Origin of the sequence: Bacillus sp. NPDC094106, from assembly GCF_044764345.1 — a bacterium.
In the GTDB taxonomy this organism is placed as follows: Bacteria; Bacillota; Bacilli; order Bacillales; family Bacillaceae_G; genus Bacillus_A.
In genome coordinates, this window is record NZ_JBIWHY010000018.1 from 17,373 (window position 1) to 36,063 (window position 18,691).

General features: G+C 36.4%; 19 protein-coding genes, 1 pseudogene and 1 other annotated feature. All 20 genes and pseudogenes read right to left on the reverse strand.

Annotated features, from left to right (window positions below; all coding sequences use genetic code 11):
* Positions 1 to 72: 72 nt before the first annotated feature.
* Positions 73 to 297, reverse strand: a binding site (T-box leader).
* Between the two features lie 51 nt (positions 298 to 348).
* Positions 349 to 855 (reverse strand): septum site-determining protein DivIVA, encoded by a 507-nt coding sequence (gene divIVA / locus ACIQ7L_RS22075; protein ID WP_400571674.1) that lies wholly within the window; start codon positions 853 to 855, stop codon positions 349 to 351.
* A gap of 93 nt (positions 856 to 948) precedes the next feature.
* On the reverse strand, positions 949 to 1,722 hold the full coding sequence (locus ACIQ7L_RS22080) for a YlmH family RNA-binding protein (protein WP_400571676.1): 774 nt from the start codon (positions 1,720 to 1,722) through the stop codon (positions 949 to 951).
* 15 nt (positions 1,723 to 1,737) lie between these two features.
* Complete coding sequence (locus ACIQ7L_RS22085) at positions 1,738 to 2,001, reverse strand: YggT family protein (RefSeq protein WP_400571678.1); 264 nt, start codon at positions 1,999 to 2,001, stop codon at positions 1,738 to 1,740.
* Between the two features lie 6 nt (positions 2,002 to 2,007).
* Entirely contained in the window at positions 2,008 to 2,478 is a 471-nt protein-coding gene (locus ACIQ7L_RS22090; RefSeq protein ID WP_097895100.1) for a cell division protein SepF, read from the reverse strand.
* Between the two features lie 19 nt (positions 2,479 to 2,497).
* On the reverse strand, positions 2,498 to 3,172 hold the full coding sequence (locus tag ACIQ7L_RS22095) for a YggS family pyridoxal phosphate-dependent enzyme (protein WP_400571680.1): 675 nt from the start codon (positions 3,170 to 3,172) through the stop codon (positions 2,498 to 2,500).
* Positions 3,173 to 3,177: 5 nt separating this feature from the next.
* The gene (pgeF, locus tag ACIQ7L_RS22100) at positions 3,178 to 3,987 is read right to left on the reverse strand and encodes a peptidoglycan editing factor PgeF (RefSeq protein ID WP_400571682.1); all 810 of its coding nucleotides are present in this window, start codon (positions 3,985 to 3,987) and stop codon (positions 3,178 to 3,180) included.
* Between the two features lie 117 nt (positions 3,988 to 4,104).
* Positions 4,105 to 4,383 (reverse strand): YlmC/YmxH family sporulation protein, encoded by a 279-nt coding sequence (locus ACIQ7L_RS22105; protein ID WP_400571684.1) that lies wholly within the window; start codon positions 4,381 to 4,383, stop codon positions 4,105 to 4,107.
* 198 nt (positions 4,384 to 4,581) lie between these two features.
* Entirely contained in the window at positions 4,582 to 5,361 is a 780-nt protein-coding gene (sigG, locus tag ACIQ7L_RS22110; RefSeq protein WP_097895093.1) for an RNA polymerase sporulation sigma factor SigG, read from the reverse strand.
* A 184-nt stretch (positions 5,362 to 5,545) separates the two neighbouring features.
* Positions 5,546 to 6,265, reverse strand: coding sequence for an RNA polymerase sporulation sigma factor SigE (gene sigE / locus ACIQ7L_RS22115; RefSeq protein ID WP_097895091.1), 720 nt, complete (start codon positions 6,263 to 6,265; stop codon positions 5,546 to 5,548).
* Positions 6,266 to 6,284: 19 nt separating this feature from the next.
* Positions 6,285 to 7,202, reverse strand: coding sequence for a sigma-E processing peptidase SpoIIGA (gene spoIIGA / locus ACIQ7L_RS22120; protein WP_400571686.1), 918 nt, complete (start codon positions 7,200 to 7,202; stop codon positions 6,285 to 6,287).
* Between the two features lie 397 nt (positions 7,203 to 7,599).
* Positions 7,600 to 8,754 carry a cell division protein FtsZ gene (ftsZ, locus tag ACIQ7L_RS22125; RefSeq protein WP_400571688.1) on the reverse strand — a complete coding sequence of 385 codons (1,155 nt, stop codon included), beginning with the start codon at positions 8,752 to 8,754 and terminating at the stop codon, positions 7,600 to 7,602.
* Between the two features lie 39 nt (positions 8,755 to 8,793).
* The gene (gene ftsA, locus ACIQ7L_RS22130; protein ID WP_400571690.1) at positions 8,794 to 10,095 is read right to left on the reverse strand and encodes a cell division protein FtsA; all 1,302 of its coding nucleotides are present in this window, start codon (positions 10,093 to 10,095) and stop codon (positions 8,794 to 8,796) included.
* A gap of 149 nt (positions 10,096 to 10,244) precedes the next feature.
* A pseudogene (locus ACIQ7L_RS22135) lies at positions 10,245 to 10,346 on the reverse strand (small basic protein); the annotation flags it as partial.
* Between the two features lie 135 nt (positions 10,347 to 10,481).
* Complete coding sequence (locus ACIQ7L_RS22140) at positions 10,482 to 11,249, reverse strand: cell division protein FtsQ/DivIB (protein WP_400571692.1); 768 nt, start codon at positions 11,247 to 11,249, stop codon at positions 10,482 to 10,484.
* A gap of 98 nt (positions 11,250 to 11,347) precedes the next feature.
* On the reverse strand, positions 11,348 to 12,253 hold the full coding sequence (gene murB, locus ACIQ7L_RS22145) for a UDP-N-acetylmuramate dehydrogenase (protein WP_400571694.1): 906 nt from the start codon (positions 12,251 to 12,253) through the stop codon (positions 11,348 to 11,350).
* Between the two features lie 51 nt (positions 12,254 to 12,304).
* Positions 12,305 to 13,408 carry an undecaprenyldiphospho-muramoylpentapeptide beta-N-acetylglucosaminyltransferase gene (gene murG / locus ACIQ7L_RS22150; protein ID WP_335358984.1) on the reverse strand — a complete coding sequence of 368 codons (1,104 nt, stop codon included), beginning with the start codon at positions 13,406 to 13,408 and terminating at the stop codon, positions 12,305 to 12,307.
* 111 nt (positions 13,409 to 13,519) lie between these two features.
* Positions 13,520 to 14,611 (reverse strand): stage V sporulation protein E, encoded by a 1,092-nt coding sequence (gene spoVE, locus ACIQ7L_RS22155; protein WP_400571811.1) that lies wholly within the window; start codon positions 14,609 to 14,611, stop codon positions 13,520 to 13,522.
* Positions 14,612 to 14,701: 90 nt separating this feature from the next.
* A complete protein-coding gene (gene murD / locus ACIQ7L_RS22160) occupies positions 14,702 to 16,054 on the reverse strand; it encodes a UDP-N-acetylmuramoyl-L-alanine--D-glutamate ligase (RefSeq protein ID WP_097895081.1) in 1,353 nt (450 codons plus the stop codon).
* Positions 16,055 to 17,029, reverse strand: coding sequence for a phospho-N-acetylmuramoyl-pentapeptide-transferase (mraY, locus tag ACIQ7L_RS22165; protein WP_400571696.1), 975 nt, complete (start codon positions 17,027 to 17,029; stop codon positions 16,055 to 16,057).
* Between the two features lie 22 nt (positions 17,030 to 17,051).
* Positions 17,052 to 18,527 (reverse strand): UDP-N-acetylmuramoyl-L-alanyl-D-glutamate--2,6-diaminopimelate ligase, encoded by a 1,476-nt coding sequence (locus ACIQ7L_RS22170; RefSeq protein ID WP_400571698.1) that lies wholly within the window; start codon positions 18,525 to 18,527, stop codon positions 17,052 to 17,054.
* Between the last annotated feature and the right edge of the window lie 164 nt (positions 18,528 to 18,691).

Below are 18,691 nucleotides of genomic sequence, written 5' to 3' on the forward strand. Positions count from 1 at the left end.
TCAATTCCTCCTCGAATATATAAAAGAAAGACCTTAAAAAAATGGAATAAAAAAGAGACTTTCTCATCCCAAAAAAGGGACGAGAAAGTCTCCCGCGGTACCACCCTAGTAGACCATACACATATGTACAAGGTCCTCTTTATATTCTTAACGCGAATATACGCCTACGCCTACTCATTTGTTCAGCGCGGAACTCCAGGGTGATATTCCCATTTATCGCCTTATCCTGAGCTTACACCATCCTCAGTTCGCTATATAAGGTGTGAAAAAGGTACTTATCCCTATCTTCGTTTTTCTTAATAAATATGTTGTTTAAAATTATATGTAATAATGAGAAAAACGTCAAGCTTACACTGTTTCTTCTTTTTTCAACAGCTCGTCCACTTCGTCTTCTAACTCAATTAATTTGTCCCAATCGTCGTTGTTTAACATTTCAAGCTGCGTTTCTAACAGTATACGGAAACGAGTACGGAATACTTTTGCTTGTTTCTTTAACTCTTCAATATCAAATGCAACTTTTCTTGATTTCACTAAAGCTTCATTAATGATACGATCTGCATTCTTTTCTGCTTCACGTACAATTAATTTCGCTTCTTTTTGTGCATTACGTTTCACTTCTTCAGCTGCTTCTTGTGCAACAACAATAGACTTATTTAACGTGTCTTCAATATTAGAGAAATGATCTAACTTTCCTTCTAATTGTGCAACTTTTTCTTCTAAAGCTTTCTTCTCACGAATGACTAATTCATAATCTTTGATGATCTGATCAAGAAATTCATTTACTTGATCTTCATCATAGCCACGAAACCCGCGACTAAATTCTTTATTATGAATATCTAATGGTGTTAACGGCACAAACGCCACCTCCAAGTAGTTATCTAAATTTTCCTCATTCTAAATTATATCTTTTCTTCGACAAAATAAGAGTTTTTCCTTCTAAAAAATCAATCATTTTAGTATACCATACAAAACTCTCCATTTGTCGCGTTTCGTTCTTCCTTCTACAGAAAACAATTTACTTCGTCCATATCCTCTAACTGAAAATACATCCCCTGGAAAACATTCATACGAAGTCTGCTCTACCATTTTCCAGTTCACCTTCACAAGACCATTCTTTATGAGGGGTTGTACCTTTTGACGTGATATATGGAGCATTTCGGCTAATAAGACATCTAGACGAAGCGATGAAACAGTTCCAGACTGCTCTCTCCATTCTTCATGTAATTGCAACACTTGGTCTGGTTGTATACAGGAGAGTGAAACCTTCATTTTTCCTATCGATTGCAAGTTGATTTCAATGTACGAAACAATTTCTTTTGCAACTACAATTTGGGCACGATTTTCTTGGAGCAAAATATCACCGCACTTTTCTCTTGTTAAACCAAGAGACATAAATGCACCTAATATTTGCCTATGTTCAAGCGTATAAAACTTGGAAGGATAGTCAATTTCTAATACTTCTACTTGAAATTCTTCTTCATTTAATTCAAGGTAATCTGGATAAATAAGTGCTCTTTTTCTCTCTGCTTTCGGCGCCGCACCACCAAACTGTAAAGCAACATCTCCTTGATATCCAATTACTGTAGCTACAATTTGTTGCTGACGTGGATCAAGAAAATCTGTTAATTTTACTTGATGGTACTCTTCTGCCACCTGCTTCCATTCTAACACTTTATCGACAAAGACCGCTTCATCAGGTCTAAAATGCTCATAGATGCTCATTCATTTAACCTCTTGCTATAAGAAATAACGAAACAGACTTACTAAACCACTGCCAGCAAATTTCAATGCAATAATTGCAACGATTGGAGAAATATCAATTACACCAAACGGCGGAATAAATCTCCGAAACGGCTCTAAATACGGTTCACAAATACGTGCAAGGAAGTCACCGAATGTTGATTCTCTTGCGCCTGGGAACCAAGATAGAAGAATATAGATAATAAGCGCCCAGGTGTAAATTTGAATAGCATAGAGAAATATTTGTAAAATCATTATCATGGCGTATTACCACCTCTTTATATTTGTCTCTTCCTCTTCACCGAACAACTCTGAAATTGCTCCAACAATGTCCACATTTTCAGGTGTACACATAAACGTTTTCGGTCCTAATTTTTGAATATCCCCGCCTATAGCGTATACAGTACCACTTAAAAAGTCAACGATGCGCACAGCTTGATCAGTAGACATTCTTTGTAAATTAATAACAACAGCTCGTCTTCCTTTTAAATGATCGGCAATACCTTGTGCTTCGGAATATGTGCGCGGTTCTAACAAAACAACTTTAGAGGACTGTTTTGCCGTTTCAATACTCACGATATTTTGTTTTGGTTGTACTTTTGTAAATGGGACATCCTGCTGCTCTGGAGGATCTTGTTGCTTTTTCATTTCTGTTTGCTCCTTTTCATAAGCATATTGAGCTGCTTCTTTTTCTTCTGGTGTGTCAAAAAAGAAGTATTTTACTTTTGACCAACTCATAATAACATTCTCCTTTCCTTTACGCTTTTCCTACTAAAATCGTTCCCAAACGAATATATGTAGCACCTTCCTCAATTGCAATCGTGTAATCATTTGACATTCCCATCGATAGCTCTTCACACGGAGCGTATGGCAATTCTAGTTCCTGCACTTGCTTTTGTAACATGCGCAGCGTTCTAAAACAGCTACGAATTTCCGCTTCTTCCTCCGTAAAAGGTGCCATTGTCATCAATCCAACAACTTCAATTTTATCAAAGTCTTGCAAAGCTTGAATAAACGCAATCGCTTCCTCAGTCGATAAACCTTGTTTCGATTCTTCACGCGATGTCTTCACTTGCACAAAACATCGAACCTTCTTTGTAGCACGCTTTTGAATCTCTTTTGCAAGCGAAAGACGATCTAATGAATGTAAATAATCAATCTCATTGATGACCTCTTTTACTTTTCTCGTTTGTAACGAACCAATGAAATGCCAATTAACTTTCGAGCCAAAATGCTCATATTTTTGTAAAAAGCCCTCATTTCGGTTCTCACCTAAATCAGTAAGTCCAGCTTCTACTACTTCATTTGTTGCTTCAATTCCTACTGTTTTTGTTACTGCAACGAGTTTAATCTCCTGTACCGAGCGCTTTGCTCGTTCACACGCTTTTTTAATTACTTCCTTTACAACTACTAAATTCTCTTGTACTGCCACTGTTTTCAATCCCCCTTAAAACCTATGAAACTCAACATTCTTCCCGTTTTCCCTTGATCACGGCGATGTGAGAAAAACAATTGTTCTTCACAGCTTGTACAAAGAGACGACATCACAATATGCTCTTCTTTTATGCCAGCTTGTACGCATAATATACGATTAATTTCTTTTAAATCAATCGCATATTGTCCATCTGAAATCAATTTATAAGGAACACGTCCGTTTACTACTTGTTTTGCTGCCCCTAATACACGATCATCAACAACATAACAGCATGATCCAATGGCAGGTCCAATTGCAACATGAATTCCGTGAGCAGGGATACCTTCCGCTTTCCACTTTTGAATCATTTCCTTTGCAATCTCTTTAACAGTTCCTTTCCACCCAGCATGTGCAAGTCCTATCATGCCATGTGATGGTGCATAGAAATAGAGTGGAACACAATCTGCATAACAAGATGTTAAGCACACATCTTTATCAGTCGTGTAAATACCATCCGTATTTGGAATACCATCTTCATACGAATAAATTCCTCGCCCTTTTTCCTGTTGTCCTACTTTTTCAACATGATGATCATGAACCTGTTCTGAGCAAATCCAATTCTCTAGTGGTTTTTGTAACTTATTCGCTAAAATACGTCTATTTTCATGAACATTCTCCACGATATCATTCACATGTAATCCTAAATTCATCGCATGAAAGGAGCCTGTACTTACCCCACCATCTTTTGTCGTAAATCCAGCAGTAATGTTTCCAAGATCTTTCCACGCTTGTAAATACAATATACCGTCCACATATTTAAATGGTTCTCTCATAAAGCGGCTCCTTCTAATTAAAATAGCTTAAAAAAGCATGGTACTTCCTGTCTATTTTACCATACTTTTATTTTTCCATAACGACAACAGAAAAAAAAGAGGAATTTGTAATATTCTTTAAGAAATTGTCGGTGTTTGTATTGATTCTGTTACAGGATTGACATGATCACCTTTTACTAGTATGACATCCTCTCCAATTTTTACAATTTGTTTCCAGGGAATTACAAATTCTGCTTCCTTTCCAAATATACCTAACATACGTGTCTGCTTTGAAATAATAACTGCTTGAATTTTCCCTGTGTTCATATCGATATCAATATCTCCAATATTCCCAAGTTTTTTTCCATCTGAGACATTGACAACATCCTTCATCTGAAACTCTGAAATTCGTATCATTGTCACCCTCTCCTTTATCTCGCATTAACAGGAAGTAACCCTCACTAATAGAAAATCCATTTTATTATCATTATATGAATACGCTATCTCCTCTATGAGCGGAATCTGAACTACACATAATAAAGTGAATCTTTAATCAATCGTGTTTTATAGATAGCAATTGCAAAATAAAAAGGCCTCACCATAAATGGTGAGACCTTATCCTTGAATCGTTTTATTCATTTGTTTAATAGCTGATTTTTCCAAACGCGATACTTGCGCTTGTGAAATCCCAATTTCTTCTGCAACTTCCATTTGTGTTTTCCCTTGAAAGAAACGTTTTCGAATAATCATTTTCTCCCGATCATTCAATCGTTTCATTCCTTCTTTCAATGCCAATTCTTCCACCCATTGCTCGTCCTTTTGTTTCTCATCACTTAACTGATCCATTACAAAAATAGGATCTCCCCCATCATTATATATGGGCTCAAATAACGAAACTGGATCTTGAATGGCATCGAGTGCAAAAACAACTTCCTCATGCGTTACTTCAAGAACCTTTGCAATATCCATTGCCGTTGGCTCTTTTGAATTTTCCGCAATTAACTTTTCTCTTACCTGTAATGCCTTATACGCAATATCTCGTAATGAACGAGATACGCGAATCGGATTGTTATCACGCAAATATCTGCGTATTTCCCCAATAATCATTGGCACAGCATATGTCGAAAATTTAACATTTTGGCTTAAATCAAAGTTATCAATGGATTTCATAAGTCCAATGCAGCCAACTTGAAATAAATCATCAACAAATTCTCCTCTATTGTTAAATCGTTGGATGACGCTCAGTACAAGACGTAAGTTTCCATTCACTAATTTCTCTCTTGCGCTTATCTCTCCACTTTGCATTTCTCGAAATAATTTACGCATCTCTTCATTTTTTAGTACTGGAAGTTTAGCTGTATCAACACCGCAAATTTCTACTTTGTTTCTCGTCAAAGTGTTCCCTCCTATCGGGAGTTGCTGTACAGTGTAAAGTATCTCCTTTGGAGGGAATTTTATGCATACGGTTTTTCCATCTTCACTAACTAACGCGTAATTTGTAAATACAATAAAACCAATCGGAATACCGATTGGTTTTATGAATCTCCCTTGATCATATAAGCTTTTTTTACATACTTCTTTATACCATTTTATTAAATTCTTTCCGCAACCTTTTTATAATCCTTTTTTCCAAACGGGAAATATAAGACTGTGAAATTCCTAGCATATCTGCTACATCTTTTTGCGTTTTTTCTTCTCCGCCTGCAAGACCAAAACGTAGCTCCATAATTTGCTTTTCACGGTCATTTAATTGATGTAGTGCTTTCATAAGAAGATGACGATCTACAGTAGCCTCTAGATCTTTTGTAATAATATCATCATCTGTACCAAGCACATCCGATAGCAGTAACTCATTCCCATCCCAATCAATATTTAACGGTTCATCAAATGACACCTCTGAACGATTTTTATTATTTCTGCGTAAATGCATTAAAATTTCATTTTCAATACAACGTGATGCATATGTCGCTAATTTTATTTTCTTTTCAGGATTAAATGTATTTACGGCTTTAATAAGACCAATTGTTCCAATACTAATTAAATCCTCGATATTAATTCCTGTATTTTCAAACTTACGAGCTATATATACAACGAGCCGCAAGTTACGCTCAATAAGCAATGACCTTGCTGCTTGATCCCCTTTTGGCAATTTATTCAAAAGAACCTCTTCTTCCTCTTTTGTCAAAGGTGGTGGCAATGCCTCACTTCCACCAATATAATAAATTTCATCGGTCTTAATTCCAAGTTTCAGCAATACTTTATACCAAAGGTATACTAAGTAAAATTTCAATTTCGCCATGTTCCCCCGCCTCTCATCATTAAGCAATTGTCACTTTTTGTGATATCAACATCTTCGGATGTATAATGCATTGATACTCCCCATTGGTAGACAACTGCTGTGTATTTAATCCGATTAATACCTTATTGACAATCATATCGCTTCCTTCGTGATGAACTTGAACAACATCTGGCTTAATGGCCCATAAAAATTGATGATCCACTCCTACCGCTCGAAAAGGAATTAAGCGTAATCTCGTTGCCCAACCAGAATCATTTTCTGGTATTTGTGGAATCTCTGTTTTGGAATAAATTTGTTCTGTTAACCATGTCGGTAAACAATGTTCTAACGATGAAATATGCATAACCATAACCGGTGTTTTTGTCAAAGGATCATGAAGTTGGTTTCCACTATCAATTAAGCCATCTAATTCAATTTCATTTTCAGCTAATTTAATATTCACTTTTACGATTTGATCATAATGAATCTTTGTCACTTCTACATTTTCAATACGTTTTTTCGAGAAATAATAAATAATGGGAAATCCAAAAATAACAAACATCCAGCTTACAGGATCACCATAAGAAATTGATTTTGCCTGCACTAACCCATTTACCATTTCATTTGTTTGTAGGAAAAAATGAGTTCCAATTAATCCTCCTCCTACCATGAATGTTACAAAATAAAAAGTAAAAACGGTCTGTGTATAATCTCGAAAAGTAGAAAATCCAAATGCCGCATACACAATAAATAACGAATACACGAGTTTCATAATTGGATGTGTCATCATAGAAGCAAAAGGAGTAAAGGCAAAAATAACAATCGTGGAACCGATAAATGCCCCTAAGACAAGCCTCCATCTTTTGATCCTCTTTTTTAACACCGTTGCTGTTAATAAAAGTAAAAGAAAATCAATGCAGGCGTTTAACAACCAAACAACGTCGGCGTAAACAACCAAACAATTCACCTCTTTTTTTAAGTTGAGACTAGTATAATGCATATCCAATGAGAAAGTGTGTCAATTTACGGAGGGGTTTTTTTGTTATTTTGTGGTTTCTAGACATAATCTGTCGTGAAGAAATAAACGTGGATTTTTTATAGAAAGATATATAACTATTAGCTGCTATTTCAAAAAAAAGATCTGCTTAACAGATCTTTCTAACATGCAAACTTTATTCATCTCGTATTTTCCGAAGTGAGTTTCTTCTGGATATGTATTGCAATAAAACGTTAATCATCCAATGATTCTCTTCATCTCTCAATGATCATTAGTCTGCCAATAGCTAGACAGGCAAATCTAGTTTTAACATTTTTTAAACAACTAAAAAAGGAGCTAAATGAAAGCTCCTTTTCTTTTATCGTCTACGACGGTTACGTAAAAATGCTGGGATATCGATATCATCTGAATCCGTATTACGATCATGTACAACAGGCTCTTCACGTTTCACTTCGCGTTTTACTTCACGTTGTTTTTGTGGTTGAGCTGCTGGTTGTTGTTGTGCGTAATTTGAATTCGTTGCCGGACGTACAAATGGTTTTGGCGGTTGAACTGAAATACTATCATCAAAACCAGTTGCAATAACAGTTACAACAATATCATCTTTTAATCCTTCATTAATAACAGAACCGAAAATCATATTCACTTCTGGATCTGAAGCTGAAGCTACAATATCTGCTGCTTCTTGTACTTCATATAAACTTAAGTTTGCGCCACCTGTAATGTTCATAATAACACCTTGTGCGCCATCAATAGATGTTTCTAGTAGCGGACTAGAAATTGCTTTCTTTGCAGCTTCCGCAGCACGATTTTCACCATTACCAGAACCGATACCCATTAATGCTGAACCTCTATTAGACATAATAGTTTTTACGTCTGCAAAGTCTAAGTTAATAAGACCAGGTGTAGCAATTAAATCTGAAATACCTTGAACACCTTGGCGTAATACGTTATCCGCTTCACGGAACGCTTCTAACATCGGTGTATTTTTATCTACAATTTCTAGTAAACGATCATTTGGGATTACAATCAATGTATCTACATTTTCTTTAAATGCTGCAATACCAGATGCAGCTTGTGTTGCACGTTTACGTCCTTCAAATGTAAATGGACGCGTTACAACACCAACTGTTAATGCGCCTAATTCCTTTGCAACTTGTGCGACTACTGGAGCTGCACCAGTTCCAGTTCCACCGCCCATACCAGCTGTTACAAAGACCATATCTGCACCGCGAAGTGCTTCTTGGATCTGCTCTTTACTTTCTTCAGCAGCTTTTTTTCCTACTTCAGGATTTGCGCCGGCACCAAGTCCACGCGTTAATTTTCCACCAATTTGCATTTTCGTTTCAGCTTTTGATAGATTTAATGCTTGTGCATCAGTATTTACGGCGATAAAGTCTACACCTTGTACGCCATGCTCAATCATACGATTTACAGCATTATTTCCGCCGCCGCCGACACCGATAACTTTTATATTCGCTAATTGATCTTGAGTAGTATCAAACTCTAACATGTCGAAATCCCCCTAGAACCTCATTTTTCTTGTCAAATTTTAATCCCATAAGTAACGGAATACACGTTTTACTTTTGACATCATACGTTCATCATTTTGATCATTATTGTTTTGATTACGAGTTTTTTGTTTCACAGGTTGCTGTTGTACCGGCATCGTTGCTGGTACTGGGTCAAAATGCTCTTGCGTTTCTTGAACGCTTTTCCCTCGTAATTTAGCTTTTTGATAAGAGTGTTTAATTAGCCCAACTCCAATTGTATATTGAGGCTCACGAACACCAATATAATCTGGAGTTGCTATACGAACATTTTCATGTAAAATATCAGATGCAAGATCTAGAATACCTGGCATAGAAGCAATACCACCAGTAAGCACATAACCAGAAGCTACTTGTTTCACTCCCAATTTGCGCACTTCGTCTTGAACAAACATTAAAATTTCTTCTACACGTGCCTCAATAATATCAGATAACTCTAATTGAGAATACTGTTCTGTTTGATCGCTTCCCATAATAGGAACCGTAAACATCTCTTCTTCAGAAGCCGTATCATAAAAAGCATGTCCATATTTCAGCTTAATTTGATCTGCATTCTCTGTTGAAGTTTTTAGCCCTATGGCGATATCCTTTGTTATATGATCTCCACCTAATGGCAATACACTCGTCGCTTGTAACTCTCCATCTCTAAAAATGGATAAAGTTGTAGATCCCCCGCCAATATCAACAAGGGCCACTCCTCTGTTTTTTTCATCAGAAGATAAAGCAACTGTCGCAGCCGCTAACGGTTGCAGGCAAATATCCACAATTTCAAGACCAGCTTTTTCTACACAACGAAGTAAGTTATGTAGTAAAGTTCTTGAGCCTGTAATTAATGTACCTTCCATTTCTAATCTTACGCCGATCATCCCGCGCGGATCGTTAATCTCGTCAAGACCGTCTACAATGAATTGTCGAGGCACCACATCAATAAATTCACGTTCAGGAGCAATTGATACAACTTGCGCTGCATCTAGAACTCGTAAAACATCATCATTCCCGATTTCACGATCTTCATTTGAAACAGCGACTACTCCGTGGCAAGGAAGCAACTGTACTTGGTTTGCATTGACACCTACAACAACTTGTTCAATGTGAATTCCCACCATGCGTTCAGCTTGTTCAATTGCTTTTTTAATTGATCGAACAGTCTCGTCTATGTCAACTATAGAGCCCTTTTTCAAACCATTTGATTTTACGTTTCCAACACCAATAATGTTTAAGCTGTCATTAACCATTTCACCAATGATGACTTTAACATTGGATGTACCGATGTCAAGACTAACATATATTTCATTGCTGTTCATTCTTTGGCACCTCCTTCTTTATTTATACCATACAAGTCAATATATGGAACACCAATCGCAACTTTACTATTTATAAGAAAAATATTCAACGTCTTTATGCATTTCCCTTTTTTAACCCTGTATTTTTCTTATTTTTATTTAACATTCACTTAATAATATTGCAGCAATCTGTGAATGCCTGCTTTATTTTGAAATAAATCTACTTCAAATGCAAAGATTACCGCCAAATATAAGTCTACACTAAGATGTACTCATAGAAAAGTGAAACTTGTACCAATCCTAGTACGAATCGAAGAAAATCTAAATATTTTTCATCAAATCAATCCCTACATAAGAGAACGTACGTGCTGTTTTTGTATGAAAAAAGAAACAAAACTACTATTCTTCTATTTCTTTTCTTCACCATCTAAATACTTCACATATGTCCCAACTTCTAAATCAATTAGAACTTTCTTACCTGGTTCTATTTGTTTCAAAATTAATGGATAAGCTTCCATACGCTTTGCGAAATCCTGAATAGTTGTACTAACTTCATAGCCTTCATTCATATATAAAGTAAGATGGTCTTCATTTGAATTCGTTGGAGTATAACGAATTTCAGAAATAGATCTTAGAATAGTCGGTGTTAATTTTTTTAGTTCTGCAATTAACTCTTTCATTTTCTCTTCTTTAAATGGTTCGAAAATCGGAGCTGCAACAGGCAATTTTCCATTTGGAAGCACATCAAGTGTTTTGCCGTTTTCTAAAAGTGGTTGTAATTTCCCGCCTTTATTTATATATCCTATCGTTACATATTCTTCGATATGGATATCGATTTTGTTTGGAAAACGTTTCTTGACATTTACTGCTTTAATTTCTTTTTGTTTCGTTAAATTTTCTTCCGCCTTATGCGCTGTTACCCGAAAATAACTTGTTTCATATGTAACTCCAGATTCTTTCAGGACTTGTTCATCTGTCATGTAATGATTTCCAAAAACACTTATCTTTTTTATATTACTAAGTGGAGACCGAAAATAAATTAAAAAAAGTACTAATAAAAATAAAATCGATATGTATAAAATTAATCGGTGATTGACAGTTTTTTTATTCCTTTTCTTTTGATTTTTTAATTTAGGTACACGATCTTGTAGTCTAATAACTTTACTATTTTTCATGTACGATCCCCCTATGTAACATAAAGAACGGCATGTTCTTCATGCCGTTCTTATCTTCTTATTATACCATAAATGATAATGAGCGGAACATATAACAGTTATCTTCCAATGATTTCTACTTCTGTATGCATATCTATATCAAATTGTTCTTTGATTGTTTTTTTGACAAATGCGATTAAATCTAAAACATCTTGTGCTGATGCAGATCCTGTATTGACAATAAAATTCCCATGCATTTCAGAAATTTTCGCACCGCCAATTTGATACCCACGAAGACCAGCCTTTTCTACTAAATCTCCAGCAAAATGCGGTAGCGGATTTCTAAATATACTACCTGCACAAGGGTGATTCCATGGCTGTGTTTCACGGCGATAGTCTTTATTTTTTTGCATGATACGAACAATTTCTTCACGTTCTCCTGTTTTCAGCTGAAATTCAGCTTCTAATACAATACCAGGGCGCTTTGTTTGTAAAACAGAAGTACGATAAGAGAATTCCATCTCTTCTTTTGTTAACCACTTAACTGTCCCATCTTCAAACATAATGCAAGCTCTCGTTAAAATTTTCGAGATATCAGATTTATGAGCACCAGCATTCATATATACTGCACCGCCAACACTTCCTGGAATACCACTTGCAAACTCTAATCCAGCTAGCCCTTGGCGACTAAGTAATGTCGACAACTTAATAAGAGGATATCCTCCACCAACTCTTACAATAGCTTCTTCTACTTCTAGGTGATCTAATCCTTCTCCTAAACGAATTACAACACCCTCGATACCTTTATCAGAAACAAGAAGATTCGAACCACGCCCAATTGCCGTCCATTTTATTTTGTGTTTTGTTACCAAATCTAAAATTTTCTCAACACCGGCAGCACCGCTTGGCATAATTAAAATATCAGCTGGTCCCCCTATTTTCATAGTTGTATAACGAGCTAATGATTCATTTACGAATACCTTCCCAACTTTTTCTTCTATAAGTTCATTTGCTAATTGTTCCATGATGATCTCCCCCCATATTAAGTCTCCTTACTACAGTAGTATGCAGGGCATTCACCTAACGTTATTTTCAACAAGCTTGTTCATTACTTCAAATAACTTGTTGGCTGCATCTGGAATTCCTAGCTGCTTAGCAGCTAGTTTCATATTTTGTAATGTTTGTGTGTCTAATAAAATCTCATCAATATCACGAAGAAGCGTTTCAGCTGTTAAATCTTTTTCAAGAAGCATTTTTGCCGCTCCTTTATCAACAACTGATTGTGCATTTTTCTCTTGATGATTATTTGTCACATAAGGACTTGGAATCAAAATACTTGGTTTCCCTAACGCTGTCAACTCAGCAAGCGTTGTTGCACCAGCTCGTGAAACAACAAGATCTACACCAGTAAGTACCTCTGGCATATTATGAATGAACGGTTTAATAATCACATTACCTGGATTCCCTTTTTGTTTCACAGCTTCCATTACTTTATCATAATGCACTTCACCAGTAATATACAATACTTCATAATTTTTGTTACCAAATTGTTCAATTGCTTCTACAAAAGCATCATTAATTGGTCTCGCTCCGCGACTCCCACCAAAAATAAGAACAGACTTTTTAGAAAGCGATAATCCAACAGAGCGCTTCCCTTTCATTCCATTTTGGTTCATTACTTCTGATGCACGTGGATTTCCTGTCATAACAACTTTAGATTGTGGGAAATGCTCAGACGCTGCTTCAAAACAAACAGCAACTTTATCCACATAGCGACTCAAAAATTTATTCGTTACACCAGGTACACTATTTTGTTCATGTACAATAGTTGGAATCCCTAATTTCGCTGCCGCATATACGACCGGACCACATACATAGCCACCTGTACCAATCACAACATCAGGATTAAACCGACGAATATATCTTTTACTATCCTGGACACCTTTTAGAAAACGCATTACTGTTTTCACATTATCAAGGGAGATTTTTCGCTTAAATCCACTAATAACAATAGATTGAAACGGTATACCTGCTTTTGGAACAATTGTGCTTTCCAATCCATTTTCCGTACCAATGTATAAAAATCGTGCTTCAGGATGTAGTTTTTTTATTTCCCTAATTAAAGCAAGGGCTGGATATATATGACCACCTGTGCCACCACCACTAACTAATACTCGCACTACAAATTCCTCCGCTTCTCTGTTCTAATTTCAATTGTAATTATTCCTACATTCATACTATATTTTCCGTTTTCTACACACAAACGAAAAACCCTGTCTTATAAACAGGGTTTAGTAGCGAGAGTGACGACTTATATTCAATAATACGCCAACTGCCATTAGCATCAAAGTCAAACTTGATCCACCATAACTTAGAAATGGCAAAGTAATTCCTGTAACAGGCATCAATCCCGTTACAACACCAATATTAATCATCACTTGAATCGCAATCATCGCCACAATACCTACTGCTAAAAACGTACCATATAAATCAGGCGCTCCTAATGCTATACGAATCCCGCGCCATAATAACAGACTAAATAATAATAACACAAACGAACCACCAATAAAACCTAATTCTTCGGATAAAATCGCAAATATAAAATCTGTTTGGGGTTCCGGTAAATAAAGAAATTTTTGTCTACTTTGTCCAAGTCCAAGCCCAAATAAACCACCCGGACCAATCGCAAGTAACGATTGAATAATCTGAAATCCACTTCCAAGCGGATCCGACCATGGATCTAAATAGGATGTAATCCGTTTCATTCGATATGGTGCCGATGCAATTAATCCAACAAATCCTGCTACTCCAACTAATCCTAACATTGCAAAATGAAAAACACGTGCTCCCGAAATGAAAATCATTATGATACATGTCCCAACCATTACTGTTCCTGTTCCAAGATCCGGTTGAAGCATAATCATTCCAAAGGCAACAAATACAAAACCAAGTGCTGGGAGTAAACCATGTTTAAACGATGTAATCAACTTTTGTCTTTCTGATAAAAATTTCGCCAAAAAAATAATCATCGCGAATTTCATAAATTCTGATGGTTGAATCGAAAATGCTCCGATTCCAATCCAGCTTCGCGCTCCCCCTCGAACAAGTCCCACTCCAGGAACTAAAACAAGAATCAGGAGAATAAAACAAACGAGCAAAATTACTTTTGAATAGGTACGCCACACCCAATAGTCGATTTTCATAATAAAAAACATCGCTGCTACTCCAATTCCCGCAAATAATAGTTGTCGTTTTACAAAAAAGAATGAATCACCCATCTTATAGGAGGCCCAGACAGCACTTGCACTGTAAACCATAATCATCCCGATTGTTAGCAACAAGAGCGTAACGATAATGAGAATGAAATCAGGCGTTTTTTTCATTGGCAATGAACACCACCTCTTTGGACGAAGCATTTTGTCCTATGTAACAAAACATCAGTAGGTGTTAGCCTACTGATGTTTTGATTTACTTTATATAAGTTTATGCACGGCTTGTATAAAAATGTCTCCTCTTTCTTCAAATGTTTTAAATTGATCCCAGCTTGCACATGCTGGTGAAAGAAGGATAACATCTCCATCTGTAGAATGAACGTAAGCTCTTTCTACCGCCTCTTCCAAATTATCGACACTTTCAATGATATCTATCCCTGCTTTTTCTGCTGCCTTCACTAACTTTGGTGCAGTTTGTCCAAATGTTACAATCGCTTTTACATGTTCAAAATATGGAATTAAATCATCAAATTCATTACCGCGATCAAGTCCACCTGCTAGTAAAATAACAGGCCCTGTAAATGCTGATAACGCCTTTTCCGTCGCTAACATATTCGTTGCTTTTGAATCATTATAAAACTTACGATTCTTAATTGTTGTTACGTACTCTAGACGATGTTTTACACCCGTAAAACGTTTTAATACTGTAACAATAGCCTCATTTGCTACACCTAATAATTTAGCAATGCTCATTGCTGCTAAAATATTTTCTAAGTTATGTTTACCAGGTAAAACGATATCCTGAATTTCAACAACTTTCTCGCCTTTAAAATAAAGAGCGTTATCTTTTACACACGCACCATCTTCAATTTCTTTCGTAGCTGAAAATAGTACTTTTTGCCCTTTACTATTTGCTGCTAAAGACATCACATCTGCATCATCTGCATTAATTACACTATAATCCGTTTCAGTTTGGCTTTTAAAAATATTTGCTTTCGCTAAACCATACTCTTTCTTCGTACCATGATAATCTAAATGCGCTTCAAATAAATTTAAAAATGCTGCGATTTTAGGTCGGAATGTTTCTACTCCCATCAATTGGAAAGATGAAAGTTCTGTAACAACTACTTCACTTTCTTTTGCCCCTTGCGCCACTTCACATGCTACCGTACCTATATTTCCAGCGATAACAGGGTGCTTTTGTCCTTCTTTCAACATTTCAAATGTTAGCATTGTCGTTGTTGTTTTACCATTAGAACCCGTAATTCCAACAAACGGCGCCTCTGAGATACAATACGCTAACTCTACTTCTGTTACAATCGGAATTTGTTTTTCTTTCGCTGCAACAAGTAATGGATTAGAATATGGAATCCCAGGATTTTTCACAACAAGTGAGATATTTCTTTCTAATAACTCTAATGGATGACCTCCACATACAACATCCATTCCTTTTGCTTGCAATTCTGCAGCTAGCGCATTATCAGCTAATGGCTTTCCGTCATTTACAATCACATTTGCACCTAAATTTTTTAATAAAGTTGCAGCTGCATAACCGCTTTTTGCGATACCTAATACAAGAATATTTTTATTTTGATAGTCAGTCACAGTTTTCAATTACATCCACACTCCGATATAAATTCCTAATATCGCTAATAAAAATCCTACAGACCAGAACGTTACAACAACACGCCATTCTGACCAACCACATAATTCATAATGATGATGCAGTGGACTCATTTTAAAAACACGCTTTCCAGTCGTTTTAAATGAAATAACTTGAATGATAACAGATAAAGTTTCCATTACAAATACGCCGCCAATAACAACAAGTAATAATTCTTGTTTTAATAAAATCGCTACTGCAGCTATCGCGCCACCTAAAGCAAGGGAACCTGTATCTCCCATAAATACTTTAGCTGGATTCGCATTAAACACTAAAAATCCAAGTACAGCCCCTACAACTGCCATACAGAAAATCGCTACTGCATATTGCCCTTGAGCAACAGCAATGATACTAAATGCCCCAAATGCAATTGCAGCTGTCCCTGATAACAGTCCATCTAAACCGTCTGTCAAATTGACTGCATTGGATCCACCAATAAGCATAAATAGTACAAGAATAAAATACGCCCAGTGTAAATCAAATTTAACATCCGTTCCTGGAATCATTAAATGTGTATCGAATCCCTGTCCTTTTGCGATGACAAAAAACGCAATTGCAATGACAAGTTGACCGATTAATTTTTGTTTTGATGTTAAACCAAGATTTCTTTTCTTAACGACTTTTATGTAGTCATCCAAAAAGCCAATCAATCCATAACCAAAAGTAACTAATAATAGTAATGATACTTCTGCACCTAAATATTCAAATTTAATTGCCATGATTAGTGTCGTCACCATCATAGACACATAAATAACAATACCACCCATCGTTGGTGTTCCTGATTTCTTTTGATGCGATTTTGGACCTTCGTCACGAATGCTCTGTCCAAACTTTAATTTTCGTAAAAATGGAATAAACAATGGCGAAAGGGCAACAGAAATTAAGAATGCCACCCCTGCCGTTACTAATAAACCTTGTTCAAGCACATGTAGTCCCCCTCTCATGTTGTTATTCTTTGTTGTTTAAACAATTCGAAATTGCTTCTTTAGCAATTTCACGATCGTCAAAATGATGTACTTCTTTTCCAATAATTTGATACGTTTCATGCCCTTTTCCAGCAATAATAATGATATCTTTCGCTTTCGCTTCAGAAATCGCATGGAAAATCGCTTCTTTCCGATCCACAATTACTTCATAATTATTCCCTTTTGCACCAGTTATCATATCATCCAAAATAGCTTGTGGATCTTCACTCCTTGGGTTATCTGAAGTCAAGACTGCATGCGTTGCATATGCTGTGGCAACCCCCGCCATAATTGGTCTTTTCGTCCGGTCACGATCACCACCACATCCAACAATACAGTACACATTCCCTTTCGCAAATTGCTTCGCTGTTGTTAGTACATTTTCCAAACTATCTGGTGTATGAGCATAATCGACAATAACTGTATAATCCTGTCCGCCATCCACAACTTCAAAACGTCCTGGAACACCAGTCAAACTTTTCACAACATCAATAATTGTTTGTAAAGCCACACCAGAAACAAGAGACGCTGCTGTTGCCGCTAAAACATTGTATACATTAAACTTTCCTATTAATTTCATCGTAATATTTTTACTCTCATAAGGTGTAACGAGAGTAAATGTTGTACCACCGCTCGTCATGACAATATCCTTTGCCATAACATCGCTACGTGTATCAATTCCATAAGTAATAACCGTAGCCGCTGTACTTCTTATATATTCTTCCGATGCTGGATCATCATTGTTTAACACAGCATACTTTTCACGATTATGATGATAGCTATTACCAAGCTGTGCAAAAAGCAAACCTTTTGCATGTTTATATTCTTCCATCGTCTTATGATAATCTAAATGATCTTGTGTTAAATTTGTAAATACTGCCACATCATAATCGCAGCCATGTACACGGCCAAGATCTAATGCATGTGAAGAAACTTCCATTACTGCGCTATTTACGTTTTGCTCAACCATACGGTGAAACGTTTGTTGAAGTGTCAGTGCATCTGGCGTTGTATTTTTCACCTCGAATGTTTCATCACCGATTTTCATATTAATTGTTCCAATTAGCCCTGTTTTATGACCGTGCGCTCGCATAATCTCATCCATAATGTGCGATGTTGTTGTCTTTCCATTTGTACCTGTAATCCCAATTAAGTGCAACTTGTGTGTTGGCTGCTCATAAAAATAATCAGCTAGCACTGCTAATGAACGATAAGTATTTTTCACAAGTACAACTGGAACGTCAACATCAATCGGTCTTTCCGCAACAATAGCAGCCGCACCTTGCGCGGCTGCTTGCTTAGCAAAATCATGGCTATCAACCGTATACCCTTTCATACATACAAATAAGCTTCCATTTGTCACTTTACGTGAATCAGCTTCAATAGATGTAATTTCTGGATTTTCTTTTGGAACAACTGGAAAATCATGCAAACATGATACAAGTGTGTGCAACTTCATTTCACTAAACCCTCTCTACATTGTTTATTTATCTCTTACTTAATAGGCAATACATATCTCCCGCCTTCAAAATTAAGACGGAAGATTGTTGCCTAACGATCTGAAAATAGACCCGTTTATCAATGAGACGTATAATCATCTCAACTGACCAACTTCATCTTAGC